The following is a 24640-nucleotide window of genomic DNA, read 5'->3' on the forward strand; positions in this document are numbered from 1 at the left end:
GGATGCACCATGACCGCACTGATTACCTTGTCCCACGGCTCGCGCCACCCTGGCGCCGCCGCCGGCGTTGAACAGCTCACCCAGGCCGCTGCCGCCGCGATTCCAGACCGACCTGCTTATCGTGCGGCACACCTGGAGTTCAATACTCCCGATCTCACCGCCGCTGCGGTCGATCTCGCTCGTTGCGGGGAGGATACGGCCGTAGTCATTCCATTGCTCTTTACGCAGGGTTACCACCAGCGCGTTGACGTTCCCCGCGTTATCGCTGCGGCCGAACAGGCTTCAGGCCTGCGCTTGGTGCAAGGTGAGTGCTTGGGCGGAGGGCGTGCCGCAGAGTATGGCGTACGAGATGTGGGCAGGCGGGAAGCCGCTGAAGCCGAATTGGCGGCGGTGCTCGCGGCACGCGCCAGGTCTGGGGATACCCACCACGTCATCTACTCCGTTGGTTCCTCTGCTGCTGCGGCCAATGACTCCGTCCGCCGGCTTGCGGCTCAGGTATCCCGAATCACCGGCGTTCCCGCTACGGCCGCATTTGCCACCCGCGGTGGCAGCAATGACATTCATGCATTGGCAAGAAGCACTGCGCGAATGCGGGTTATCCCGCTGTTTGTTACCGCAGGACTGCTCCTTAAACCACTGTCATCTACCCCCAGCAATGTCACCGTCGATCCCGTTCTGGGTACCGACCTAGCTGGCATCGTTGCTGCTCACTATCACATCGCCCAGGAGGTCGGTGTTCCATGCTAACCCTTATTTTAATCGCCGTGGCCGGTGCGGCCGCCCAGCTTGTCGATGGCGGCATCGGCATGGGCTTCGGCGTCACCTCAACCACCATCCTCCTCCTAGCGGGCCTGGGACCCGCCCAAGCCTCCGCCGTAGTCCACACCGCGGAACTGGGGACGACTGCAATGTCTGGTCTCAGCCACGCCCGCTTTGGCAATGTGGATTGGAAGACCGTCTTCCGGCTGGGCGTTCCGGGTTCTATCGCGGCGTTTATCGGCGCCACTGTGCTCTCCAATATCTCCACCGATGCGGCTGCTCCCATTACCGCGCTCATCTTGGTGGCCATCGGCAGCAACCTGATCTGGCGCTTTTCCCGCCCGCGCCGGGCGAAGTTTGTGCAAAAACGCAGCCATTCCACCCCATTTTTGATTGGCCTTGGTTCCGTCGGCGGATTCGTCGACTCCACCGGTGGTGGTGGCTGGGGTCCGGTGTCTACCTCGACGCTTATGGCAATTGGCCGCGAGCAGCCTCGCCGCATCGTCGGCACGGTAAATACCGCCGAATTCCTAGTCACACTGGGGGCCACCCTCGGCTTCGTCGTTGGATTGTGGCAGGATATCGTCGCCAACCTCTCCGCCGTGTTGGCCCTGCTCATCGGCGGTTCCATTGCCGCGCCGATTGCGGCATGGGTGATTTCCCGGATTGAGCCGGTCGTCCTCGGTGGCCTCGTGGGTACGGCTATCGTGGCGCTGAATATCGGCAAGGTCTTAGGCGGGCTAGAAACCTACTTCGGGCTGACGGTGCCGGGCTTCGTCTCCCCACTGCTCATGGGCATGATCCTCGTCGTGGGTATTTCCGCCACCATCCACGGCGCGCGGGCTACCCGGGCTGCTCGCGTAAGGGAGCTGGAAGCCGAGAACGCCGAGACCAAGGCACACGCGGAGTTTCATGCCGCAGGCTTTGCGCACAACGCGGCCGGTGCCTCCAAGGACGTGAGCATCGTGGAGGACTCCGCACCGCAGGCGGATAAGGCCTAATCCCCGGCTGGGTCGAGGCCGGCAACCTCGCCAATGACATAGACGGCGGGGGAGGAGACATTATGATCCTCCATCGTCTGCGCAAGGTGGGCTAGTTCACAGCGAAAATCCCGCTGCGTGTTCAGGGTGCCCTCCTGGATAATCGCGCACGGTGTCGAGCCAGCGAGCCCGCCGTCTTGCAATGCCCTGGCAATCGCCGGGGCATTTTTCACGCCCATGATGATGGATAAGGTCGCGCCGGACTGGGCCAGGGCGTGCCAATCCACGAGGGACTTCTCGTGCCCGGGAGGCAGGTGGCCCGATACGACGGTAAAGCCGTGAACCATGCCGCGCTGGGTGACGGGGATGCCAATGCCTGCGGGCACGGAAATAGCGGAGGTCACTCCCGGGATCACGGTGGTGGGGATAGATGCCTGGGCTAGGGCCTGTACCTCTTCAAAGCCGCGGCCGAACACGAAAGGATCGCCGCCCTTGAGCCGCGCCACCTTCCGCCCGGCTTGGGCATGCTCGATGAGCAGCTCATTGATCTTGTCCTGCGTAATCGACTTCTTGTAGGGCAGCTTGGAGACATCGATAAGCTCCTTTGCGGAAATATCGCAGAGCTTATCCAACTGCGGGGCAGGGCCTAGGTGATCGGTCAAGATGACCTCGGCCTCCTGTAAGGCGCGCATGCCGCGAACCGTAATCAGGTCCCACGCGCCGGGGCCGCCACCGATAAGGGATACGGGATGAATCTGTGCTGACGTCATGCCGCACCATCTTAGTGGGAGCCCGACTATGCTAGAGCGATATGGATAACGGTTTCACTGATGGTTCCACCTATGACACCGAAACGGTGCGATTTTTTGATGTCGCCCACGAGGGTGCGCAGATTCGTCTGCTCGCCGGGCAAGTGGAGCGCTGGGGTGAAATCTTAAACGGGCTCAACCCGCGCTCCTTGGTCATATTACCCACCGACGCCATCGCCCGCGAGGCAGCGCACCTCGGCGTCGGCTTGGCCGAACCGCTGCGCATCCCGCTGGTGGTGACGGAATCGCTGCCGCAGTACGTGGGCGCGCTCGATATCGTCGTGGCAGTGGGCGAGCCCGCAGAATGCGATTGGGCCTCCCGCGCACTCATTGCCGCGAGCCAGCGCGGCGCCACCACAATTCTGGTGGGCCCGGCAAGCGGTCCCTTGGTAGAGGATTGCCCAGAGGACACCCTGATTGCCCCGTCGCTTCCCACCGCAGAGGGCTGCTCGCCGGCGCGATTTATCACGGCCCTATACGCGCTGTGCAGCATCGTGCATACCTCCCCGCATGCGGTGCGCGAGGAGCTAGAGGACCTCGCCGCCGCCGTGGACCGCGAGATCGAGCAGCTTTCTCCAGAGCGCGATGATGCCATCAATCCGGGACGGCAGCTGCGCGAATACGCAGAGGTTGCGCGGATTATCCATTCTTGCGTTATCGATCCCTATGCATATGCCGAGCGCCGTGAGCGCGTGCACATCGATACCCTGGTCGCCCGCATGGCCGCGACTATCTGGGCCGTGCACGGGCTGCCCGGGACCTTCGTCGAGCCCGCTGACCTGAGTGGCGCACTCGACCGAGGCGCCGAATCCAGCACGGCGTCCACGCCGGCCGATGACCTTTTCTACGATCCCTTTATCGACGGTGCTGGCGCGGAGGCACCTTTGATACCCTTAAAAGTGATTTTCTGGGGGCAGGAAGAGGCGAACCTGCCCAACTCGCTTGCAGTCCGCAGCACCGACCCGGAACCGGGCCTAGGGTACCTTGCCCGCTCGCTGCAGCTTATTACGCGGAGTTTTGCCGCGACCGCCTACGAGATTTCTAAAGGATAGAAATATATGCAATTACTGGAAGGCGCAATCCGCAACTATTCCTGGGGATCACGCACCCTCATCCCTGAGCTGCGGGGCGAAGAAGCCGCAGGAAAGCCGGTAGCTGAACTCTGGTTTGGTGCCCACCCCGGTGATCCTTCCACGGTGGAAGGCCAGCTTCTCAACGAGGTGATTGCGGAGGATCCAGAAGGCCAGTTGGGTACGCGAGTCTACAAAGAATACGGCGAAAAACTGCCGTTTTTGTTGAAGATTCTCGCCGCCGAAGACCCGCTATCTTTGCAGGCCCACCCCTCCAAGGAGCAGGCCGAAGAGGGCTTCTCCCGCGAAAACGAGGCGGGTATTGCCCTGCAGGCCGCAAATCGCAATTACAAGGACGATAACCACAAGCCGGAACTTATCGTGGCGCTCTCGGATTTCTATGCCATGGCCGGTTTCCGTCCCCTGGCACAAACCCGCGAGCTCTTTGCTGCCTTGGAGTGCCCAGAGCTTGAGCGTTATCTTGCCATGCTTGACGATGACCCCGCGGAATCCTCCGAATCCGCCAACCTCCGGGTGCTTTTCACCACGTGGATTACCATCCCTTCGGCCAAGCGCAAGGAGCTTATTAAGGCCATCGTTGCCGCCGGCGAGCGCCTGATTTCCGCCGACCCGAAGGATTGGAAAGCGCGGGTCATGGCTACGGTGGTGGACCTTAATGATCGCTATCCTGGCGATATTGGCGTGCTTGGCGCGCTCTTGCTTAACCACATCGAGCTTGCCCCAGGTGAGGCCGTCTACCTCGACGCCGGGCAGCTCCATGCGTATGTCTCCGGTCTTGGCGTAGAAATAATGGCCAATTCCGATAACGTCTTGCGCGGCGGATTGACCCCGAAATTCGTGGATGTGCCGGAGTTGGTGAAGGTCTTGACCTATGCGGCCGCCAATGAGCCGCGGGTGCAGCAAAAAGATAAGCGGAACCAGGATAACGTCCATGGTGCCGAGGCTTGGTCCTATCCGGTGCCCATCGATGAATTTCTGCTTGATCGCGCCGAGCTCGGGCCGGATTCTTCCGTCGACCTCGACTATGACGGCCCCACCATCGCCTTGTGCACCGGTGGGTCCCTCAACCTGCGCAATGCTGCGGGCGAGGAATTGATCCTTTCCCCGGGCCAGGCCGCATGGCTGCCGGCCTCCGACGGCATGGTTACCGCCCAGGCTCACGCTGTAGAAAAGGAAAATCCTGAGGGCAGCACGGCGCAATTATTCGTCGCCCGAGTCTAAGCGGCCTCACAACTATGCCCCCTTGCTGGAAAATCCCAGCAAGGGGGCATTTTTAGGCGCTAGCCGCGGTGAAAAGTTAGCGCGCAGCAGAAGAACTGGCGGCTGAGCTTCCCGTTGCCGGGAGATCCGTGGGTTCTTGGTTTCCTGGCTGCTGCGTAGGAACAAGCTTCTCGGTTGCCTGCGGCTCGGCGTGGGACTTATTTTTCGTCTGCTGTGTACCAGAAGGCGCGCCCGCTCCTGCACCGTGTCCCTCTGTAGTGGCATCGGGAGCCGACGGGGTGCGCTGCGTGCTCGACTCGGGACGAGGCTTGTGCGGAGCCTGCGTCGCTGGCGGCGCCGGGATACCGGATTCGGCGGGCTCCTCCGGCTTACCAGGCTTGCCGGGCTCGCCACCTTGATCAGGCTTCTCTTCGCCCGGGGCAGGGGATGGAGCCGGTGAGCTCGGTGCCTGGGACGACGGTGCTAGGTTATCCGGCTTGCTGGGGTTATCTGGGACCGCCTGCATGGTGCCGGTGCCTGTGCCGTTACCATTTTGCGGCACCTGCCCGCCCTGGTTAGACGGGGCATTATTAACGGAAGTTCCTGGCGAGTACACATTTTCGGGGCGGTACACCTTGGTAGGGCGGGTGGCCGCGTGGGGATGCGTGACGGCATTCGGCGCCAAGTATGGGTCCGTTGATTCAGGGTGCTGGTGGTCTGATTCACCGGCGCCAGAATTGGCCTCTGCGGGGGCAGAGTTTTCCGTCGAAGGCTTCTTATGCGTCGACGATGTCGTCGATTCTTCAGCGGAAGTATTTTTTGGTGCCACGGTAGAGGTAGGGGACTCATTCGCGGCGTTGGAGTAACGGGCGCTCGGCGTGCTCATGCGCCACACACCCACTCCCACGACGACGGCGGCGATAAGGCCGAGCACGATGAAGACGTACACGCGACGTGAATCTGGTTTCATCGTGCCCTCCTTTCTTAGTTACATAGGGTGGGTAACAAGTTGATAACGAGAGTATCATGCATTGGAATTTTCGCGACAGCCTTTAGAATCCGTGATATGTGAACAAAGCTCAAATGGAAAAGTGAATTTTCTATGCAATCCTTTTCATGCCCGATTTTTCTGCGCCGCAAAAGCGTGTATAAATGGCGCTAAACCCGTCGAAGGAGTGAGAAATGAGCAGCTGGGACGAAGAGATTTTTAGCACCGATCTCAACGTGGATTTTCTAGATGAATTGGCAAACCTCGATGAAGAAGGGGTAATCCGCGCAGTACAGGATGCCTGCGAGGTGGCTCGCAGCAAGAACGATTTAACCGAGGAAGAACAGCTCAACGCCCACGCTGCGGCCACGATCGCCGCCATTTGGGCGGGCGCGCCGTTCAGCGCCAGCGAAACCGTTGAAGACTACCCCTATATTAGGGACTTGGTGGGAACCGTTGACGATACCCTGACCGAAAATGCCCTTGAGATCCTGGATACCGTCGAAGAAGACTACGACGTGGAACCGTTTATCGAGGCGCTTTCTTAAAACCCACCTCCCTCGGTGCCGCTGGCGCCGCCTAGGAGCAGAAAGGATTCTGCATATCTCACCATGCTTATAAGCATTGAAGGCATTGATGGCGCCGGAAAAAATACACTTGCGACCGCAGTGCGGGACGCCCTCCAAGTCCCAGTAAAAACCGTTTCCTTTCCGCGTTATGAGACCTCCATCCACGCGCAGCTTGCGCGCGAGGCGCTCTACGGAAAGATGGGCGACCTTACGGATTCGGCCTACGGTATGGCCACGCTTTTCGCCCTCGACCGCTTTGGGGTAAAAGAGGAATTGCTGGCGGCGAAGCAAACGCGCGAGGTAGTGATCCTAGACCGCTATGTAGCCTCCAACGCTGCCTATTCCGCGGCCCGGTTGCGCGACGATAGCCTCTTCCAATGGGTCTATGACCTAGAATTTGGCACCTTGGGCCTGCCACAAGCAGACCTGCAGGTGTATGTGGATACGGCGGTGGAGGTGGCATCGGCAAGAGCGCACTCCCGAGCCGCTAGCGATTCCACCCGCGAGCGCGACCACTATGAACGCGATGGGGGATTACAGGAGCGCACCGCCGCCGCCTACCGGCGCTTGGTCGAATCCGGTTGGGGTGGGTGCTGGATCGCCACCGCCGATGCGGATACTATTACGGCAGCAATAAATGACCTTGTAGGAGATTAAAACGTGGCGCCAACGATTTTGGTTGTGGATGATGATCCAGCGATCTCGGAAATGCTGACCATTGTCCTTGAATCTGAGGGACTAAACCCCGTCCCCGTCATGGATGGCAACGATGCCGTTCCTGCCTTCCGCGAGCACGAACCGGATCTCATCCTTTTGGATCTCATGCTGCCGGGCATGAATGGTGTGGATATCTGCCGCACCATCCGGCGCGAATCCGCGGTGCCCATCGTCATGCTTACCGCCAAGACCGATACCGTGGACGTGGTTTTGGGCCTTGAATCCGGCGCGGATGATTACATCACCAAGCCCTTTAAGCCGAAGGAGCTCATCGCCCGCATTCGGGCGCGCCTGCGCCGCACCGATTCCGCGGAACCGGAAACCCTTGAGGTCGCCGACCTGATCATCGACGTGCCGGAACATACGGTGCGCCGTACCGATGGCACCGAATTGAACCTGACCCCGCTGGAGTTCGATCTCCTGCTGGAAATGGCGCGGCACCCAGGGCAGGTGCATACCCGCGAGTCACTGCTGGAATCCGTTTGGGGCTACCGCAATGCCTCCGATACTCGTTTGGTTAACGTGCACGTGCAGCGCCTGCGCGCGAAGATCGAGCACGATCCGGAAGATCCGCAGATCGTGCTGACGGTGCGCGGCGTGGGGTATAAGACCGGCAAGGCCGGTGCCGGGGAGTAAGGAAACATCAGAATTCTGGACCGCCTGCGGCGCATTCGTGACGCCATAGTAGATACGCTGCGCACCTCATTGCAGGCGCGCGTTATCGGCATGATTGTGGTCGCCTCCTCGGTGGTCATGATCATCTTGGCCTATGCCTTGGTCTCCGTGCTGACCCAGCGGTTGGTATCCCAAAAAGAAGACGTGGCGCTGCAGGAACTCGAGCGCGCCCGCACGGCGGTAGAGCAGCAAATCGATGCCACCAGCTCCGCTAACTCGGTGCAGGTGCGCATCAATTCCGCGCGCGCTTCCTTGGATCAGCTCTCTGCACAACAAGGCGATGCGCAGGCCGTATATGAACCCGTCATCGTGGTGGAAAACCAAGATGGATCCATCACCACCTCGCCGGAGGATTTCCCGGTGCCGGAACAAATGCGGAAGATGGTGGGCCAGGACCAGATTGCGCAGCAGTATTACCCTGTCCCGCGCGGCAATGGCGATTACTATAACGCGCTCATGGTGGGCACGCCCACTGATGCAGAGATTCCGAATTTGCAGGTTTACCTGGCCCTTTCCATGGAATCGGAAGAATCAACGATGGCGCTTATGCGCGGCCTGCTCTCTGCCGCCGGCGTGGTGGTCGTGGTCTTGCTGGTGGGCATTGCCTGGTTGGCTACTCAGCAGGTCATTACCCCGATTAAGTCCGCGTCCCGCATCGCCCAGCGCCTGGCCGCCGGCCACCTTAAGGAGCGCATGGCCGTGGACCGAGACGATGAGATGGGCCGGCTTGCCGCATCCTTTAATAATATGGCGGATAAATTATCCTCCCAGATTGCGCAGCTAGAGGAATACGGCGATTTGCAGCGGCAATTTACTTCCGATGTCTCGCATGAGCTGCGCACACCCATTACCACCGTGCGCATGGCCGCAGACCTCATCGAATCCGAGGCCGATAGCCTGCCTGCGGGCGCGCAGCGTGCCTCCAAGCTCATGTCCAGGGAGCTGGACCGCTTCGAGGAGCTGCTGGCGGATCTGTTGGAGATTTCCCGCCACGATGCCGGCGTGGCGGACTTGTCCACCACGGCCATTGACCTGCGCTCTTGCGTGGATGCTGCCTACCGCCAGGTCGAGCACTTGGCGCAGAAGCTCGACGTGGAGGTCGTTCGCAATATGCCGGACGAGCGGATTACCATCCAGGCCGATTCGCGCCGCATCGAGCGTATTTTGCGCAACCTCTTGGCCAATGCCATCGACCATTCCGAGGGCAAACCTGTGGTGATCGATATTGCCACCACAGATAAGGCCGTCGGCGTGGCCGTTACGGACCACGGCGTGGGCCTGAAACCAGGACAAGAAGAACTAGTATTCAACCGCTTCTGGCGCGCGGATTCTTCCCGCAAGCGCCACTCCGGCGGCACCGGGCTAGGCCTTGCCATCGCCCGCGAGGATGCAGCCCTGCATGGCGGCACGCTCGATGCCTTTGGCGTATTCGGCTATGGTTCCCGTTTCCGCCTCATCATCCCGCGCGAGCCGAATACCGAGATTGGTGATGAGCCCATTTCCCGCGAGATTCCAGGTGCCCCAGGCACAGCTTCAGACTCTGGGCACGCTGCGCTTGCCGATGCCCCTGCTACCGCCGACCCCAGCGGCGCAACTGGCGCCGCGAATGCTAGTAACGCGGATATTAGTACCGAGGAAGCTGGGGAAGCGGAAGCTGATGCAACGGAGGATGGTGCAGCGGAAGATAAGGGCGGAGCGTCCGCTGGTGGGGCATCGCCAAGCAATAGCTCAGTGGTAGGTCGTGGAATTGGCATCGACGATGACTCCGCTGACGCAGCTGAGTCAGATGGTGACGGCATCCTGTGGCCCTCCGAACGCGAGCACAATCGCGGGGCCGCGTCGCCAGAGAGGCGCTCCTATAAGGCGCCAGATTTTAAGGGGGATATATAAATGAATTCGGTCGTACGCAACGGATTGTGGCGGCGGAGCACCGCAGTGGGCGCGGTGGCGGCGCTGGGCTTTGTTTCCGGTTGCTCAACCTTGCCGCACGATACGAGCCCCCAAGTCGTAGGTACCTACCACAATCAGCCCGATGGCCCGGAAGAAGTCATTGCCCCAGAGGTGGGGGCAGACCCGGACCTTACCCTGCGCGATTTTTACCGAGCTGCGGCCGTTCCCACCAATGATCACGATGCGGCCCGTGGATTCCTCACGGAGACCGCCCGCGGGGCGTGGGATGCCTCGGGCGATGTCATGGTGGTCGATAGCCTGGATATCGTGACCGCACCCGATAAGAAACAAAACACAGCGGAGGATGTGCGCTCATTTAATGTGCGGGGCACCATCATTGGACGGCTTAAATCCGGTGGGGCGTATGTGCCGGAAAATGAAGGCTACGAAGCTACCATCGATATGAAAATGGTGGATGACCAGTGGCTTATTAATGGGCTGCCGGCAGGATTGGTTATTGAGCGCAATGAGCTGCGCAATCATTACACCCCGCAATCGCTCTATTTTTATAAACAAACCGATGACGTCCTCGTCCCGGATCGCCGGTGGCTCTATAAAGGCAGCGAAGAATCCGAGTCCACTCTGATTACCCTCTTGATGGAAGGCCCGTCCAGCAGCATTGCCCCGGCTACCCGCCGGGCAGCGGATGAAAAGGTCACCTTTGCTGGCTACGATAATGAAAACGGCTACCAGTTCGAGGGCTTGTCAGATCTGGATGAAAATGACCGCACCCGCTTTGCCGCGCAATTGGTCTGGACGCTTTCTGATGCCGGACATATCGGCCCCTTCAAGGTCAAGGCCGATGGCAGCAACCTGGTAGAAGGCATGGATACAGTCAGCGTGGATGATTTTGCTGACTATAACCCCAAGATCAATAGCAATTCCCTGTCCACGCTGTACGCATTGAACGAGGGCAACGTGCTGGAAGTCGATAGTGGGGTGGCCGAGCCGATCACTGGTGCCTTGGGCTCGAGCGGCAATGTGCAGTCAGTCGATGTCACCGACTCCGGCATGATTGCGGCGGTCAGCCGGAAGTCTAGTGGTGACTTCAAGTTGCAAATGGGCGAAATCGGCTCCGTCATGCAGGACTCGGTCGACGGCAAGACGCTGGCGCGGCCCACCTTCGAATTCAACGGGCAGGCCGCCTGGACGGTGGTCGATGGTGACCGCATCGTGCGCGTCGTGCGTTCCAAGACCACCGGGCGGATTTCGGAATCCGAGGTTGATGCCCGCAGCATTGATGAGATCGAGGGCGAAATCTCCGTTATCCGGCTCTCCCATAGCGGCGCACGCGCGGCGATGATCATTGACGGCCACGTCTATATCGCTGCGGTAGCCCAATCCAGCAGCGGCGATAAGCGCATCGTCAACGCCCGCGAGGTGGGTCCAGAGGTCTCTGGTTCGGCATTATCGCTGGATTGGAATAACGATGGCTCGCTCATCGTGGGTACGTCCTCTGGGCAGTCGCCGGTATGGCGCATCGAGCAGGATGGTTCTTCGGCATCTACCATGCCGACGGGTAATATCACCGCCCCAGTAGTCGCGGTGGCGACCTCGCCGTCAAAGCTTTATATAACGGATTCCCATGCCATGTTGGAACTTCCCGCCACGGTGGTAGATGAGGTGAACTGGCGCGAGGTGCCTGGCCTGCAGGGCCGGCGTTCTTCGCCTATCGTGTCCGATTAGAAGGCGGTTGCGCTCTAGGTGGCGCCGCCGCAAAGGCCTTTCGGGGATGGGGCGGTGGTGCGCAGTGAGCGTGCGAGAACTGATTTTTCCGCGTGCGTGTGCGGGGGCCCGGACATGTTTTGTGCGCGCAGTGCCGGGAGCACCTGCGCCAGCCTCCTTACCTGGTAAGCCGCCCGCGGCTGCTCGGGGCACCGGTATTTGCCCTGGGGTCCTATTCGGACATTCGCCGAAATATCATCATCAGCATGAAGGAACAGGGCAATAGGGAGGTGCGCGATTATATCGGTGCGGTGGTGGCCGCGGGCGTGGCGCACTTGGCTGCCCGCGGCGAGATTCCCCGCGAGCTGTGCCTAGTGCCGGCACCTACTCGTCGCCGCTCTGCGCGCAGGCGCGGCGGCGATCCCGTGACGGCCGTGTGCCAGGGTGCGGCGCGCGGGCAACGGTCCCTGCAGGTGCGCGAGGCGCTTATCATGGGCGCGAATACCGAGGATCAATCTGAGCTCAATGCGCAGGATAGATGGGCGAATCTACAGGGGCGAGTGGGGGTTTGCGCCCCAGTGAACGGTAAGCCGGCGCTGCTTGTCGATGACGTTATAACCACCGGCGCCACCCTTGCGGCCAGTATGGCGGCCCTACGCGCCGCCGGCGCCACAGTCTATGGGGCATTGGCCTTCGCAGATGCTTAAGGTACATCACACAGTAGGGTGCACGGTGTTACCCCCTAACGCCATCAGGTCATAACCACTGGTATTATTAAAGGTGTCACAGAGGAACAGTTACTGTGATTGTTTCTAGTCCCCACTACCAAAGGGAGGCATCTCAATGTCCCAGCCAAATAATGCTCAGGTAACGATTACGGGCCGTAACGTTGAAGTTCCGGAACACTTCCAAGAGCGCGTCAATGAAAAGCTGGCCAAGATTGAACGCCTTGATCCCACATTGACCTTCTTCCACGTGGAGTTGCAGCACGAGCCAAACCCACGCCGCGAAGCAGAGTCCGACCGCATCCAGATCACTGCGACCGGTAAAGGCCACATCGCCCGCGCAGAGGCTAAGGAAGACTCCTTCTACGCAGCGCTGGAAACCGCGATGGGGAAGATGGAACGCTCCCTGCGCAAGGTGAAGGTGCGCCGTGAATACGTCAAGGGCGGCCACCGCGCACAGAAGGGCACCGGCGAAATCGCCGCCGAGATGGTTGCGGAGGCAGAAGCACAGCGCGCCAAGGAAGAGCGCTTGGTTGATCCTTATGCCGAGACCGTCGAGGATGTTCGCCCCGGCCAGATCGTGCGCACCAAGGAACACCCGGCCACCCCGATGAGCGTGGACGATGCCCTGAGTGAAATGGAGCTGGTTGGTCACGATTTCTTCCTCTTTGTCAATGAGGAAAACAACAAGCCATCCGTGGTCTACCGCCGCCACGCTTTCGACTACGGCATCATCTCCTTGTCTGAGGATGCAGAGGGCTAGAGCCTCCGGCGCCCGCCTAGAGCGCTAAACCTCTTTATTCCCCCTTCCTACCAATCGGGCTATTGCTCGATGAGGTGGGGAAGGGGGATTTGTCATGCTGTGAGTTATCTGTTTTCTTAGTGTCCTTAGTGTGAAATCACTATCGTTTAAGGGCGGGTAGAACGCGACAAGGCCAGCGGCGTGAGTACAATTGCGGGAAGTTAACGAATGTGTCGCGATAAGAAGGACTAACGAATAGTGTTTGGACTTTCCAAGCTGCTGCGCGCGGGCGAAGGCCGTACGGTCAAGCGCCTGGGCAAGATTGCAGACGATGTAATTGCACTCGAGGATCAGTACGCGGAGCTTTCGGACGATGAGCTAAAGGCCAAGACTGACGAGTTCAAAACTCGCCTCAAGGATGGCGAAGAAAAGAACGACATCTTGCTCGATGCTTTTGCTACCGTCCGCGAAGCCGCTTGGCGCGTCCTAGGGCAAAAGCACTACCCCGTGCAGATCATGGGCGGCGCCGCCCTGCACTTTGGCAATGTTGCAGAGATGCGTACCGGTGAGGGTAAGACCCTGACCTCCTTGTTGCCTGCTTACCTCAACGCTTTGGAGGGCGAGGGCGTACACATTGTCACGGTCAATGACTACTTGGCCAAGCGCGACGCCGAGATGATGGGCCGTGTGCACCGCTGGTTGGGCCTGTCCGTGGGCGTAATCTTGGCAGAAATGCGCCCGCAAGAGCGCAAGGAAGCCTATGACTGCGACATCACCTACGGCACCAATAATGAGCTGGGCTTTGATTACCTACGCGATAACATGGTGCGCACCCTTAATGATGTAGTTCAGCGCGGACACAATTTCTGCATCGTGGATGAGGTGGACTCGATTCTTATCGATGAAGCCCGTACCCCACTCATCATCTCCGGCCCGGTTGATGGCTCCTCCCAGTTCTACGGCGTCTTTGCCCAGCTGGCGCCGCGCATGCGCGAGGGCATCCACTACGAAGTGGACCACAAAAAGCGCACCATCGGCGTCTTGGAAGAGGGCGTGGAATACGTCGAAGATCAGCTCGGCATTGATAACCTCTACGCGCCGGAGCACTCCCAGTTGGTTTCCTACCTCAATAACGCGTTGAAGGCCAAGGAGCTCTTTACCCGCGATAAGGACTACATCGTTCGCAACGGCGAAGTGATGATCGTGGATGGCTTTACCGGCCGCGTTTTGGCAGGACGTCGCTATAACGAAGGCATGCACCAGGCCATTGAGGCCAAGGAGCAGGTGGAGATCAAAAACGAAAACCAGACGCTGGCGACGGTTACCCTTCAGAACTTCTTCCGTCTCTATGAAAAAATTTCCGGCATGACCGGTACCGCGGAGACGGAAGCCGCGGAGCTGCATTCCATCTATGGGCTGGATGTGGTTCCCATTCCTACCAATAAGCCGAACCAGCGCACCGACCACTCGGACCGCATTTACAAGACGCAAGAGGCAAAATTTGCCGCGGTGGTTGATGATATTGCAGAACACGTCGAAAACGGCCAGCCGGTCTTGGTTGGTACCACCTCTGTGGAGCGCTCCGAATACTTGTCGCAGTTGCTTAGCAAGCGCGGCGTGCAGCACAACGTGCTCAACGCCAAGCACCACGAAGAAGAGGGCCAGATCATTGCCCGTGCGGGCCGCCCCGGCACCGTGACCGTGGCAACCAACATGGCCGGTCGTGGTACCGATATCGTGCTCGGCGGTAACCCGGAGGTCATCCTCGATGAGAAGCTGCGCGAACGCGGCCTCGATCCCTTTGAGGATGAGGAAAAGTACCAGGAGGCCTGGGAAGCCGAGATCGACGGTGAGAAGGAGCGCTCGAAGCGCTTGGGTGATGAGGTGCGCGAATCGGGCGGGCTCTATGTCTTGGGCACCGAGCGCCACGAGTCCCGCCGCATTGATAACCAGCTGCGCGGCCGTACCGGCCGTCAGGGTGACCCGGGCGAGACCCGATTCTACCTGTCCATGCGCGATGAATTGATGGTGCGTTTTGTGGGCCAGTCCATGGAGCACATGATGAATCGCCTCAACGTGCCTGATGATGTCCCCATCGAGGCCAAGATGGTCTCGAACTCCATTAAGGGCGCCCAGGCGCAGGTGGAGAATCAAAACTTCGAGATGCGCAAGAACGTGCTGAAGTACGATGAGGTGCTCAATGAGCAGCGCAAGGTGGTCTACTCCACGCGCTATTCCATCCTCGATGCCGATGACATCAAGGACGATATCCGCACCATGATCGATGACACGGTTTCTGCCTACGTCGCGGGTGCTACCGCCACCGGTTATGTCGAAGACTGGAACCTCGAGGAACTCTGGAACGCCCTTGAGGCGCTCTACGGCCCCACGATGTCCCCGGAGGAACTCGTGGAAGGCTCCGAGTACGGTTCCCCAGGCGAGCTCACTGCGGAGCAGCTGCGCGATGCCCTCGTTACCGACGCGAACCGGGAGTACGACAAGTTGGAGGAAGCCGTTTCTGCCATCGGCGGCGACAAGCAGATGCGCAATACCGAGCGCATGGTGATCCTGCCGATTATTGACCAGAAGTGGCGCGAGCACCTCTATGAGATGGACTACCTCAAGGAGGGCATCGGCCTGCGCGCGATGGCGCAGCGCGACCCGCTGGTGGAATACCAGAAGGAGGGTGGCGATATGTTCAATGCCATGAATGAAGGCGTGAAGGAAGAAACCGTGCGCCAGCTATTCATGCTGCGCAAGCAGTTCAAGCAGCAGGAAGAAAACCAAGAATCCGGCGGTGACTCGGGCTCTGGTCCTGCAGGCCAAGAAACCGTAGAGGCATAACGCTTCAACGTCCTATCACGCCCCTTCCTCTTCCTCCCCGTCCTTGCGCGGTGGGGAAGCGGGAGGGGCGCTGTTAGTTTTAGAGCAGCCGAAACGAGCGTAGCCCTTGGTCAGTGGCGGAGCCGGTAAAGGCGTGGCGGTGAGTGCCGATGACCGCGGAACCGAAGTATTCGCCGTTGGGTCGCGCGTGCAGGCTGGTAAGGCGCAAGGCATCGGTGTCATAGGGGCTTTCCCGGCGGTGCACCCAGGAGCCAATGTGCAGGCGGATGGAATCCGAAAAGCGCGGGGAATTGAGGTGGGCAATGGGGCGGTAGCCGGCGGCGACCTCAAGGATGAAGACGACCCAGGCTTGGATATGGTGCTGGGCGGCAACCTCGGCCGTTGTGGGGAGGCGGCCGTAATGGATGCGGTGCGGGGCGATATACAGCTTGAGGTGAGAGTAGCCGGGAATGGGCTCATACATGGTGAAATGAGTGCTCCTGCGAAAAAGGCAGGAGGCGAACGCGTGATAATTATCTCATGGGGGCGCTGCGCGCGCTATTTCTGGCAGTTTCCTGTATGAGGCGGGCGAGAATATAAGCGCAGTTCGCTATACTTTCGGGAGTTACAAAGTATTCGTGTACTGAAGGATTAAAAATTATGCGTGGTCTCATCGTTGACTATGTCGGCGTCCTCGATGGCGCTGAAGAGGACAATCGCCGCTGGAAGGCTCTGCTGTCTGCGGCGAAGGCAAATGGTGCCGCAACCGCTATCTTGTCTAATGACCCGGGCGGTTCCGGCGCTGAGCACATTCGCGAGTGGGAATACCGCGGCAACGTTGATGCCGTGGTGTTGTCTGGAGAAATCGGGGCGGAAAAGCCGGAGGTTGCGGCCTTCCAAGCGGCTGCCGATGCCCTCGAGCTGCCCTTGAGCGATTGCGTCATGGTCGATGATTCGATTCTTAACGTGCGCGCCGCCGTCGATGCCGGAATGATCGGTTTCTTGTACACCAGCTTCGACCGCGTGTCCGTAGAAATTCAAGCTGTATTCGATATTGAAGGGGAATTTTAGTGGCTCAAGCCCGCGTCTATATTCCGGCGACCTATGCCATGCTGGCGGAGCTCGCAGAAACTGGAACGCTCGCGGCGCGTTCCGGTTGGGGTTTCATGGTCACCCCAGCCCTGCGAGATTTTTATACCGCAGGCGATGAAGAAGAGATCGCCTACTCCGCCTTCCTTGAGGCCTCTATGGCCTCGCTGCGCCTGTTGACCATTGGGGACGAGGAGAAGTTCCCGCACCGTCGCGTGGTCATTTCTATCGACGTTGATGACACTGCAGTCACCCCGCGCCCAGATATGGGCGAGCCGGTGGTAGAGCTTCAGCCAGCGCAATTTGGCACCGATAACCTCGCCGCCATTCACGTGGATATCGAAGAATCCGAAGAGGCAACCGCCAAGGCCATCGAAGCCATCGATTCCGCGGACCTGGGCGATGAGGACGCGGAGCTCGCGGTGGGTGATGCCCTGGATAATTTCATGGCCTTCTACCACCCAACGGAGCTGCCGTTCCTCGTGGAATTGCTCTAAGTCGCGCTAATTTTCCCACTCCACGTTGGTGCGCAGGGCTTGTAGCAGCCCGCGTACCGCATCGCGGCGGCGGGCGGTAGCGGTGCCCTCGGGGATGATCTCTGGATCATCGAGCCCGCATTCCGGATCCGCCGGCGGCCCTGCGTGCGTACAACCGCGCGGGCACTCCTCAATAGCCGCGGCGAGGTCCTCGAAAACGCCAAGGACGGTATCCGCGTCCACATGCGCCAGCCCGAAGGAGCGAATGCCCGGCGTATCGATGATCCAGCCGCCCTGAGATTCGGTTCCTGGGGCGTCGGTGGGCAAGGGGAGGGCCACCGATTGCGTCGAGGTATGTCGGCCCTTGCCGATGCCCGATACTTCCCCCGTTTCCCTTTCCGCGTCTGGAACCAGCCGGTTAACCAGCGTGGACTTGCCCACCCCGGAATGCCCGATGAGCGCGGTAATATGGCCATCTACTTGCGCGCGCACGGCATCTAGGCCATCCTCGACCCCGGCTTCGACCACCGTGACGTTTAGGTCGGCGAATTCTTCTGCAAACGGCGTTGGATCTGCGAGATCCGTCTTGGTCAGGCACAAGATGGGGTGGAGGTTGCCCACGAACGCGGCAATCAAGGCGCGCTCGACAAAGCCGGATCGCGGGGGCGGATCGGCCACGGCGGAAACGATCAGCAATTGATCGGCATTGGCCACCACGATGCGCTCATACGGATCCGTGTCATCGGCGGTGCGGCGCAACACGGAGGTGCGATCCGCCAGCTTGACGATGCGCGCCAGCGTGTCCTTGGCACCAGAGGTATCACCAACCACGCCGACGCGGTCACCGACCTCGATGGCGGTGCGGCCCAGCTCGCGGGCGCGCATGGCGGTGACTTGGGGGCCATCGTCAAGCGCAACGCCCCACCGCCCGCGGTCCTTGGTGATTACCATGCCGTATTTGGCATTTTTGTGCTTGGGTCGATCCTTGGTGCGCGGGCGCGAGCCCTTGCCGGGGCGCACGCGCACATCAGATTCATCAAAGGAACCGAAACGTCTAGCCATGTAAATCCTGTTGGTCGGGGTGCAGCATCGTCTCCCACATGCGGGCGAAACCGGGCAAGGTCTTGGAAGTGGTGGAAATATCCTCAATCTGGATATCAGGGACTTTCAACCCCAGAATGGCACCGGCGGTGGCCATGCGGTGATCGGCATAGCACGGCCAATCGCCGCCGTGGAGTTCGGCGGGTTCGATCACCAGGCCATCGTCAAGCTCGGTGACCCTACCACCCAGTGCATTGATATTCGCCGCGAGCGCCTGCAAACGGTCGGTCTCGTGGCCGCGCAGGTGGGCGATGCCCGTGAGCCGCGACGGCGTTTCCGCGAGCGCACACAAGGCTGCAACGGTGGGGGTAAGCTCCCCGATATCGCCCATATTGCGCTCGATGCCCTGCAACCTTCCCGCCGGGTTGCCCTCTGCTGTGACGCTGTTGTGCTCCTGGGTTACCATCACGCCCATATCCAGCAGGATCTGGCGGATGGCATCGCCCGGCTGGGTGGTATTCGCCGGCCAATTCTTGATGGTCAGGCGCCCGCCGGTGACCGCCGCTGCGGCGAGGAACGGCGTGGCATTGGAGAGATCCGGCTCGATGAACCATTCGCGGCCGGCGATGGGGCCGGGGTGCACCGTCCACGTGGTGCCATCCGAATCCACGCGCACGCCCGCCTGGCGCAGCATGCCCACCGTCATTTCCACGTGCGGCATAGATGGCAGCTGGCCGCCCTCGTGGGTGAGCTGGATGCCCTGGGAAAAGCGCGCCCCGCTCAGCAGCAGGCCGGAGACGAACTGGGAAGAACCAGAAGCATCGATGGTGACTTTGCCGCCTTCTGGCACGCCGTTGGAGGACACCGTAAAGGGAAGGCTACCTCCTTCCACATCGACGCCGAGGCTGCGCAGCGCATCCAGCGTCGTGGACATGGGGCGGTTATAGGCCTGCTTATCGCCATCGACGCGCACCGGGCCATCCGCCAGCGCTGCGACCGGCGGCACAAAGCGCATCACGGTGCCGGCCAGCCCGCAATCCACCCTGGCACCGTGCAGCTTCCCAGGCTGGACGTGGATATTGGCGCCGTCATGGGTGAAGCGAACCCCCATGGCACTGAGTGCGTCCTCCATCAGTTGCGTATCGCGCGATACCAGCGGGGCGTGCAGGATGGACGGGGAATCAGCCAGCGCGGCCAGGATGAAGGCGCGATTGGTAATCGATTTCGATCCTGGCACCTGGTGTTCCCCCGTAACGGGGCTGGTAGCCAGCGGGGCGGTCCAAGGTTGAGACATAGTGTCCATAATAGAGGCCATGTGCGGAAGATTCGTTCTTTTTACCGAGTCCCTCCTCGATGAGGTGGGAAACCTCCCAGGTGTCCAGGAAGTCCACGCCCCACAGGGCACGCCCGGGCCGCGATATAACATTGCCCCTACTCAGCCCATTCCCATCGTGCGCGTGCGCGAAGAACTGGCGGAAGTCGAACCCGCGCGGTGGGCGCTGTTGCCGCAGTGGAAGAAAGACATGGATGGCCCGCCGCTTTTTAATGCCCGGGCAGAAACGGTGGCGAGCAAGCCGTCTTTTCGCACGGCCTTTAAATCCCAGCGCTGCCTTATCCCCATGAACGGCTATTACGAGTGGCACAAGGATGGCTCCACCAAGACGCCGTACTACGTCCATCCCGACCAGGGCCTGCTGTGGGCCGCGGGGCTCTGGGATACCGGGCTGGATCGGCTCTCTGCCACCATCGTGACCACCGCGGCTACCGAAGAGATGGAGTGGCTGCACCACCGCTTGCCGCGATTTTTGGCGCCGGAGGAGATGCGCACCTGGCTCGAGGGCAGCGCCGACGAAGCTAAGGAGCTGCTAGTGCCCACTGGCCTGCGGGGATTCGACTACCACGCGGTGGATAAGGCCGTGGGGACTGTCTCCAATGACTACCCGGAGCTACTCATCCGCCAGTAGATCGGCAAAGTCGGCCCCGCACAAGTGCGCGAGTTCTTCTGCGTTGAGCTCGATATCTAGGCCGCGGCGGCCGCCGGATATAAAGACAGTATCGAAAAGCACCGCGGATTCCTCGATCACCGTGGGCAGCGGGTTCTTTTGTCCGAGCGGGGAAATGCCGCCATGCACGTAGCCTGAGGATTTCTCGGCATCGTGCACCTGCGCCATGGCTGCCTTAGATACGCCAAGGGCAGCGGCTGCCTTCTTGAGGCTTAAATGGTGCGTCGTGGGAATCACGCATACCGCCAGCTCGCGGCGCGGACCTTTGCCCGCAGTGAGATCGATAATGAGCGTTTTCAGCACGCGCTCGGGTTCTACGTCTAAGGCCGCCGCGGCACGATCACCAAAGTGATCCTTGCCCGCTTCAAAGGTGGATACGGAGTGCTTGACTCCGGCATCTTCGATGACTTTCAGGGCCGGGGTAGCGGCATGCGGGGACTTTTTGGCCATATAGGAATTTTAGCGTGAGACGTTAGGATAGATTGTGTGGTTAAAGAAACAGTGAGCGAAAAGGAGCTGCAGCGCCGCTTTGAAAAGGAAGCGCTCCCGCTGCTTGATCAGCTCTATGGCGGCGCGCTGCGCATGACGCGAAACCCGCAAGACGCGGAAGACTTGGTGCAAGAGACCTATCTCAAGGCTTATAAGTCCTTTCATTCCTTTAAGCAGGGAACGAATTTGAAGGCATGGCTGTATCGCATCATGACCAATAACTACATCAACTCTTATCGCAAGGCGAAGCGGCGCCCTACCGAGTCTTCTGCCGATGATCTGAGTGATTTTCAGCTCTATACCACCGCGGGACACGATTCCACCGGCTTGGAATCCGCCGAGGTGGCAGCGCTTAAAGAGATGCCAGATAGGTCCATCTCGCAGGCCATTAATGACCTACCTGAGGACTACCGGATGGTGGTCTACTACTCCGATGTGGAGGGCTTAGCGTACAAAGAAATCGCCGAAATCATGGATACTCCATTGGGAACGGTGATGTCCCGGCTACATCGTGGAAGAAAAATGCTCCGCAAGGCGTTGAAGGACGTAGCACGTGAACAAGGAATTGGATTAGAACACCCGGACATGGAGGAGAAGTAATGGAAGGCGCAACCGGAAAGAACTGTGGTGCGTGTAGCTCCACTGAGGTACACAACCTATTTTGCGAGCTTCTCGATGAATCCACGACCTACGCCCGCGCTTTAGCCATCCGCGAGCACATCGCCCAATGTGATTTTTGCCAGCAACGACTAGAGCGCGAAGAGCTCGTCCGCTCCCTCGTGCGCAATTGCTGTGCCGGCCAAGCTAAGGCACCGCAATCGCTGCGCCGCCGCATCTCGATAGAAATTACGGAGATCGAATCCCGCTGGTAAGAAGCGCCCTTCAGAGCTGCGAACGTCTCGCAACAAGAGTCGGGACAGTTCGTACTGCCGTGTTTCCTCATCCAGTTCAGAAGCAAGCATACTTACCGTCAGGCGCCCTCTGCCGAAGCGGTGCTGTAGAAAAAATTTTCCATAGGATCGCACTCGCAGCGGTCAACCCGCGAGTCAAACCCTACCCACACGCCCTGGGGCGTAATGCGAGTGGATAGGCAAATAGTAGGGGCCTAGCCCTGACGTGTCCATTTTCTGGGGTCATGTCCGGCCCCGACTGGTAAATACGCATCCTGCGAATAGTTGAAGAACGGGTTCTGTTTTTGGGGCTGGTACCTCTCTGGTGGTACCAGCGCTAGTTTTTCTGAATTCGCTGGCGGTAGTAATCACGATTGTCTTCTTGCATGTGAGCAAATTCCATGAGTACGCCCGGCCAGATGGGATACGTATCGATAAGGTTTTCTGCGATGTTTAGCAACGGTGAAAAAGCGATCTCGCCCCATCTGATGCCTATACCTACTCTTTCGGAGTAGGCCGTGCTACTTAAAGGGCCAAGTGCCCACTGACTCCCTGACATCGCATTCATCCATGTGCCGTTGATGGCGAGGATGCGGGATGCTTTCTCTTCATAGCTGTGTTTAGAGTTTAAGATTTCGAGTACGATCTCGAAGGGAAACTCTTTTGTGCCATCGGTGACCTGCTTGCGCTGAAGAGGCGTAAGGTCTGCAAGTGTCGTGGGGACTGTTGTTGAAAGGAAGTCTTCCAGCCTATTTCCGAATTGCTGATGGTATCCGTCAAGCCACATGAGATTCCTTTCGGGCTATGCAGGGCGTATAACCCAAGCCCCTGAATATTGATTTAAAGTCTTGTCGAAAACAGGTTGCGGATATAGCCCAGTACCCAGTTTTGCTGTCTTCTTAGACGATCGAGTGTATTCCAGCATTCACTTTTCTACAACGAAGATTTGGCTGTTGTGTCCTGAGGATTCAAGATTCGGCTCTGTGGGGTGCAGCAGAGATGTTGTCGAAGTGAAGAAGGCGAGAATCGCTGCCCCGAGGATAATTATGCGCCTAAATCGGTTTCTGGTGTCAGCAAGATTTAGTATGTCTCTACTCCATCAATTTGGGCGTAGTGAGGAGCGATGTTTGTGCGGGTTCCGGCTACTACCAGTTTGCACGGTGAGTCTCGGGCTAGTCCTGCATACTCGTCGTCGTCAAGTGTCTTTCGCCTTGAGGAGGTAGTTGAGGCGAACAGCTTACGGACGATGGGCACCCATATGTAACAGGGGCCACCATCGCCGATCGCTATACCTGCTAACGGAAGCCGGCAAAAGGAAACCACGAAATGAGTTCAATTAGTGCACTTCGGGGAAGCTATGACCGATGTCCCGATATGGACCAGTAGTACCAACCCAAATTAGCGCCCTGGTCGCTACTGCTCCGAGAGTCGGATTTCTAATAGAAAGATTAAAAACCCGGCCGTACGAGTTCTTAAGGTGAACTGGTACGAAACCGGGCTTTTAATATGTGCTGTACGTTATGCGCCAGGACGCTTGCCGTGATTAGCGGCCTTCTTGCGGCGATCCTTGCGCTTGCGACCACGCTTGCTCATTGCGCACTCCTTCGTTGAGGGTTTCTGAACTTTATTCAACTGTAGCGGCTAAGGGCGCCGAAACGAAAATTGGGGTAGGGGTTAGGCTCCCCGGGTCCGCGCTTTTAGGCGGACACGCGGGAACGGCCGCGGCCGCGGTTGCGGCGACGCTTGAGGGCGCGGCGCTCCTCTTCAGACAGGCCGCCCCAGACGCCGGCATCGAGGCCGGACTCGAGTGCCCAGTTGAGGCAGGAAGAGGCAACGGGGCAGCGGTTGCAGACCAGCTTGGCCTTAGCGATCTGGGTAAGAGCAGGGCCGGAGTTACCTACTGGGAAGAACAGCTCTGGGTCTTCGTCGCGGCAAACGGCTTCGTGGCGCCAATCCATGATTGATATCTCCTAACAAATTTTTGACAGCAGTAAATACGAGCGCAATCCATGAGGGGCAGGAAAGCACCTTGATTTTTAGGTGGTGTGTGAACTGGTCTGCTAGCAGTGGGGCCCGGTCTCGAGGTCGGGCCAGCGTCGCCGCCGCCTATGGTTCACGGTGTTGTTACCTGAAGTTTCCTCCAGGTTAAGAAGAGGTTTACGCCCTCTTTCTTTTTGCTACTAGAGAATGATGACATGTTTACCCGATCGCCGCTAGGGTTAAAGGCTAAATTGTGGTTAACATCACGCAAATAGGTGCAGTGTGGGGGCCATAAATGTCAAAATCGAATTTTAAAGAAACCTGTGAGAATCGCCGTGAGCTGCAGCTATAGGTGTTATATGGTGAGTGTGGTGAGGAAGAGACCGTCAAATTTCCCAGTTCAGCCCCCTGCCCCCGCGCTACTGCTGGCAACATCGAGGCCCACCGTGGGTGGCGCAGAAAAAATTCGCGCCGGATTAGTAGACTGTGGCTTTGTGTCTAAGCAGAACAAACGCCAGGTAAATAAACAGCAGCGAGATAAGTCGGCAGCGCCCGCGCCGGCACCGGAGAGTGCCCCGCAGTCGGTGCTGATAGGCGCTGGTATTGCCACGGTGCAATCCATCGCGGTTATTTGTTTTGGCATTTTCCTCATTGTGCGCGAAGCGGTGGGTGCGGAAAATGACTCGATGGTCTCTGATTCCGGATCAGGAAGCTTTGTAGGGCTTGGCACCGCCATCTTTATCTTCATTGTCTTTGGCTTTGTCATCGCGGGCGCCTGGGCCATGGTGAAGGGAAAGCGATGGGGAAGAGGTGCCGTGGTCCTCGTAGAGCTCATCCTGGGTGCGAGTGCGTTTCAAATGTATAGCGGTGGATCCCCGGTGCTGGGAACTATCACACTGCTAAGCGCGGTCGCGGTGCTTTATCTCTTGATGTTTAGGCGCGAGTCCTCAGAGTGGGCCGCCTCGAATTTCTAAGGGCC

The 24640-nt window shown here is 59.2% G+C and carries 27 protein-coding genes; 18 read left to right on the plus strand and 9 right to left on the minus strand.

What is annotated here, in order from left to right; all coding sequences use genetic code 11:
- Positions 1-9 precede the first annotated feature (9 nt).
- Together ACLI1O_RS03155 and ACLI1O_RS03160 are read left to right on the plus strand one after the other, a co-directional pair.
- Positions 10-747 carry a sirohydrochlorin chelatase gene (locus tag ACLI1O_RS03155; RefSeq protein WP_411706951.1) on the plus strand — a complete coding sequence of 246 codons (738 nt, stop codon included), beginning with the start codon at positions 10-12 and terminating at the stop codon, positions 745-747.
- Positions 741-1760 (plus strand): sulfite exporter TauE/SafE family protein, encoded by a 1020-nt coding sequence (locus ACLI1O_RS03160; protein WP_411706952.1) that lies wholly within the window; start codon positions 741-743, stop codon positions 1758-1760. The genes ACLI1O_RS03155 and ACLI1O_RS03160 overlap by 7 nt, the downstream gene beginning before the upstream one ends.
- Here ACLI1O_RS03160 and cobA read toward each other — a convergent pair.
- Positions 1757-2509, minus strand: a complete 753-nt coding sequence (cobA, locus tag ACLI1O_RS03165; protein ID WP_411706953.1) for a uroporphyrinogen-III C-methyltransferase — start codon at positions 2507-2509, stop codon at positions 1757-1759. The genes ACLI1O_RS03160 and cobA overlap by 4 nt on opposite strands.
- Before the next feature lie 41 nt (positions 2510-2550).
- Between cobA and ACLI1O_RS03170 the strand changes: the two genes are divergently transcribed.
- On the plus strand, positions 2551-3600 hold the full coding sequence (locus tag ACLI1O_RS03170) for an exopolyphosphatase (protein ID WP_411706954.1): 1050 nt from the start codon (positions 2551-2553) through the stop codon (positions 3598-3600).
- 6 nt (positions 3601-3606) lie between these two features.
- Positions 3607-4860 (plus strand): mannose-6-phosphate isomerase, class I, encoded by a 1254-nt coding sequence (gene manA / locus ACLI1O_RS03175; RefSeq protein ID WP_411706955.1) that lies wholly within the window; start codon positions 3607-3609, stop codon positions 4858-4860.
- 76 nt (positions 4861-4936) lie between these two features.
- On the opposite strand, the gene ACLI1O_RS03180 is transcribed toward manA, so the two are convergent.
- A complete protein-coding gene (locus tag ACLI1O_RS03180; RefSeq protein ID WP_005277506.1) occupies positions 4937-5809 on the minus strand; it encodes a hypothetical protein in 873 nt (290 codons plus the stop codon).
- Positions 5810-6021: 212 nt separating this feature from the next.
- On the opposite strand from ACLI1O_RS03180, the gene ACLI1O_RS03185 reads away from it, so the two are divergent.
- The 8 genes from ACLI1O_RS03185 to secA all read left to right on the plus strand — a co-directional run bounded on the left by ACLI1O_RS03185 (position 6022) and on the right by secA (position 15714).
- A complete protein-coding gene (locus ACLI1O_RS03185) occupies positions 6022-6375 on the plus strand; it encodes a DUF4259 domain-containing protein (RefSeq protein WP_023025612.1) in 354 nt (117 codons plus the stop codon).
- Positions 6376-6438: 63 nt separating this feature from the next.
- Entirely contained in the window at positions 6439-7053 is a 615-nt protein-coding gene (locus tag ACLI1O_RS03190) for a dTMP kinase (RefSeq protein WP_411706956.1), read from the plus strand.
- 3 nt (positions 7054-7056) lie between these two features.
- Positions 7057-7749, plus strand: coding sequence for an MtrAB system response regulator MtrA (gene mtrA, locus ACLI1O_RS03195; protein WP_005281774.1), 693 nt, complete (start codon positions 7057-7059; stop codon positions 7747-7749).
- A 90-nt stretch (positions 7750-7839) separates the two neighbouring features.
- Entirely contained in the window at positions 7840-9678 is a 1839-nt protein-coding gene (mtrB, locus tag ACLI1O_RS03200; protein WP_411707037.1) for an MtrAB system histidine kinase MtrB, read from the plus strand.
- Entirely contained in the window at positions 9679-11424 is a 1746-nt protein-coding gene (gene lpqB, locus ACLI1O_RS03205) for an MtrAB system accessory lipoprotein LpqB (RefSeq protein ID WP_411706957.1), read from the plus strand.
- Between the two features lie 245 nt (positions 11425-11669).
- Positions 11670-12110 carry a ComF family protein gene (locus ACLI1O_RS03210; RefSeq protein ID WP_411706958.1) on the plus strand — a complete coding sequence of 147 codons (441 nt, stop codon included), beginning with the start codon at positions 11670-11672 and terminating at the stop codon, positions 12108-12110.
- Between the two features lie 136 nt (positions 12111-12246).
- Positions 12247-12891 (plus strand): ribosome hibernation-promoting factor, HPF/YfiA family, encoded by a 645-nt coding sequence (hpf, locus tag ACLI1O_RS03215; protein WP_023025625.1) that lies wholly within the window; start codon positions 12247-12249, stop codon positions 12889-12891.
- A gap of 237 nt (positions 12892-13128) precedes the next feature.
- Positions 13129-15714: a preprotein translocase subunit SecA gene (secA, locus tag ACLI1O_RS03220; RefSeq protein WP_349857155.1), complete on the plus strand. Its 2586-nt coding sequence runs from the start codon at positions 13129-13131 to the stop codon at positions 15712-15714.
- A 79-nt stretch (positions 15715-15793) separates the two neighbouring features.
- On the opposite strand, the gene ACLI1O_RS03225 is transcribed toward secA, so the two are convergent.
- The gene (locus ACLI1O_RS03225; RefSeq protein WP_239269413.1) at positions 15794-16177 is read right to left on the minus strand and encodes a hypothetical protein; all 384 of its coding nucleotides are present in this window, start codon (positions 16175-16177) and stop codon (positions 15794-15796) included.
- A 176-nt stretch (positions 16178-16353) separates the two neighbouring features.
- On the opposite strand from ACLI1O_RS03225, the gene ACLI1O_RS03230 reads away from it, so the two are divergent.
- Together ACLI1O_RS03230 and ACLI1O_RS03235 are read left to right on the plus strand one after the other, a co-directional pair.
- Positions 16354-16764 carry an HAD-IA family hydrolase gene (locus tag ACLI1O_RS03230; RefSeq protein WP_005281786.1) on the plus strand — a complete coding sequence of 137 codons (411 nt, stop codon included), beginning with the start codon at positions 16354-16356 and terminating at the stop codon, positions 16762-16764.
- A complete protein-coding gene (locus ACLI1O_RS03235) occupies positions 16764-17279 on the plus strand; it encodes a DUF6912 family protein (RefSeq protein WP_411706959.1) in 516 nt (171 codons plus the stop codon). Before ACLI1O_RS03230 ends, ACLI1O_RS03235 begins: the two co-directional genes overlap by 1 nt.
- A gap of 6 nt (positions 17280-17285) precedes the next feature.
- Here ACLI1O_RS03235 and rsgA read toward each other — a convergent pair whose 3' ends face one another.
- Positions 17286-18320 carry a ribosome small subunit-dependent GTPase A gene (gene rsgA, locus ACLI1O_RS03240; protein WP_411706960.1) on the minus strand — a complete coding sequence of 345 codons (1035 nt, stop codon included), beginning with the start codon at positions 18318-18320 and terminating at the stop codon, positions 17286-17288.
- Positions 18313-19614 (minus strand): 3-phosphoshikimate 1-carboxyvinyltransferase, encoded by a 1302-nt coding sequence (aroA, locus tag ACLI1O_RS03245; RefSeq protein WP_411706961.1) that lies wholly within the window; start codon positions 19612-19614, stop codon positions 18313-18315. Before aroA ends, rsgA begins: the two co-directional genes overlap by 8 nt.
- Here aroA and ACLI1O_RS03250 point away from each other — a divergent pair.
- Positions 19613-20263: an SOS response-associated peptidase gene (locus tag ACLI1O_RS03250; RefSeq protein ID WP_239269416.1), complete on the plus strand. Its 651-nt coding sequence runs from the start codon at positions 19613-19615 to the stop codon at positions 20261-20263. The genes aroA and ACLI1O_RS03250 overlap by 2 nt on opposite strands.
- On the opposite strand, the gene ybaK is transcribed toward ACLI1O_RS03250, so the two are convergent.
- A complete protein-coding gene (gene ybaK, locus ACLI1O_RS03255; protein ID WP_239269417.1) occupies positions 20246-20752 on the minus strand; it encodes a Cys-tRNA(Pro) deacylase in 507 nt (168 codons plus the stop codon). The genes ACLI1O_RS03250 and ybaK overlap by 18 nt on opposite strands.
- 36 nt (positions 20753-20788) lie before the next feature.
- Here ybaK and ACLI1O_RS03260 point away from each other — a divergent pair, with 36 nt between their 5' ends.
- Positions 20789-21391: a sigma-70 family RNA polymerase sigma factor gene (locus ACLI1O_RS03260; RefSeq protein ID WP_239269418.1), complete on the plus strand. Its 603-nt coding sequence runs from the start codon at positions 20789-20791 to the stop codon at positions 21389-21391.
- On the plus strand, positions 21391-21663 hold the full coding sequence (locus ACLI1O_RS03265; RefSeq protein ID WP_239269419.1) for an anti-sigma factor: 273 nt from the start codon (positions 21391-21393) through the stop codon (positions 21661-21663). The genes ACLI1O_RS03260 and ACLI1O_RS03265 overlap by 1 nt, the downstream gene beginning before the upstream one ends.
- A 355-nt stretch (positions 21664-22018) precedes the next feature.
- Here ACLI1O_RS03265 and ACLI1O_RS03270 read toward each other — a convergent pair whose 3' ends face one another.
- The 3 genes from ACLI1O_RS03270 to ACLI1O_RS03280 form a co-directional block, all read right to left on the minus strand.
- Positions 22019-22468 (minus strand): hypothetical protein, encoded by a 450-nt coding sequence (locus ACLI1O_RS03270; RefSeq protein ID WP_239269420.1) that lies wholly within the window; start codon positions 22466-22468, stop codon positions 22019-22021.
- Between the two features lie 731 nt (positions 22469-23199).
- The gene (locus ACLI1O_RS03275) at positions 23200-23274 is read right to left on the minus strand and encodes a 50S ribosomal protein bL37 (RefSeq protein ID WP_369707509.1); all 75 of its coding nucleotides are present in this window, start codon (positions 23272-23274) and stop codon (positions 23200-23202) included.
- A gap of 104 nt (positions 23275-23378) precedes the next feature.
- Positions 23379-23639, minus strand: a complete 261-nt coding sequence (locus ACLI1O_RS03280; protein WP_005277545.1) for a WhiB family transcriptional regulator — start codon at positions 23637-23639, stop codon at positions 23379-23381.
- Positions 23640-24155: 516 nt separating this feature from the next.
- On the opposite strand from ACLI1O_RS03280, the gene ACLI1O_RS03285 reads away from it, so the two are divergent.
- The gene (locus ACLI1O_RS03285; RefSeq protein ID WP_239269421.1) at positions 24156-24635 is read left to right on the plus strand and encodes a hypothetical protein; all 480 of its coding nucleotides are present in this window, start codon (positions 24156-24158) and stop codon (positions 24633-24635) included.
- Positions 24636-24640: the final 5 nt, after the last annotated feature.

The sequence above is a fragment of the Corynebacterium sp. LaCa78 genome (assembly GCF_046717505.1).
GTDB lineage: Bacteria > Actinomycetota > Actinomycetes > Mycobacteriales > Mycobacteriaceae > Corynebacterium.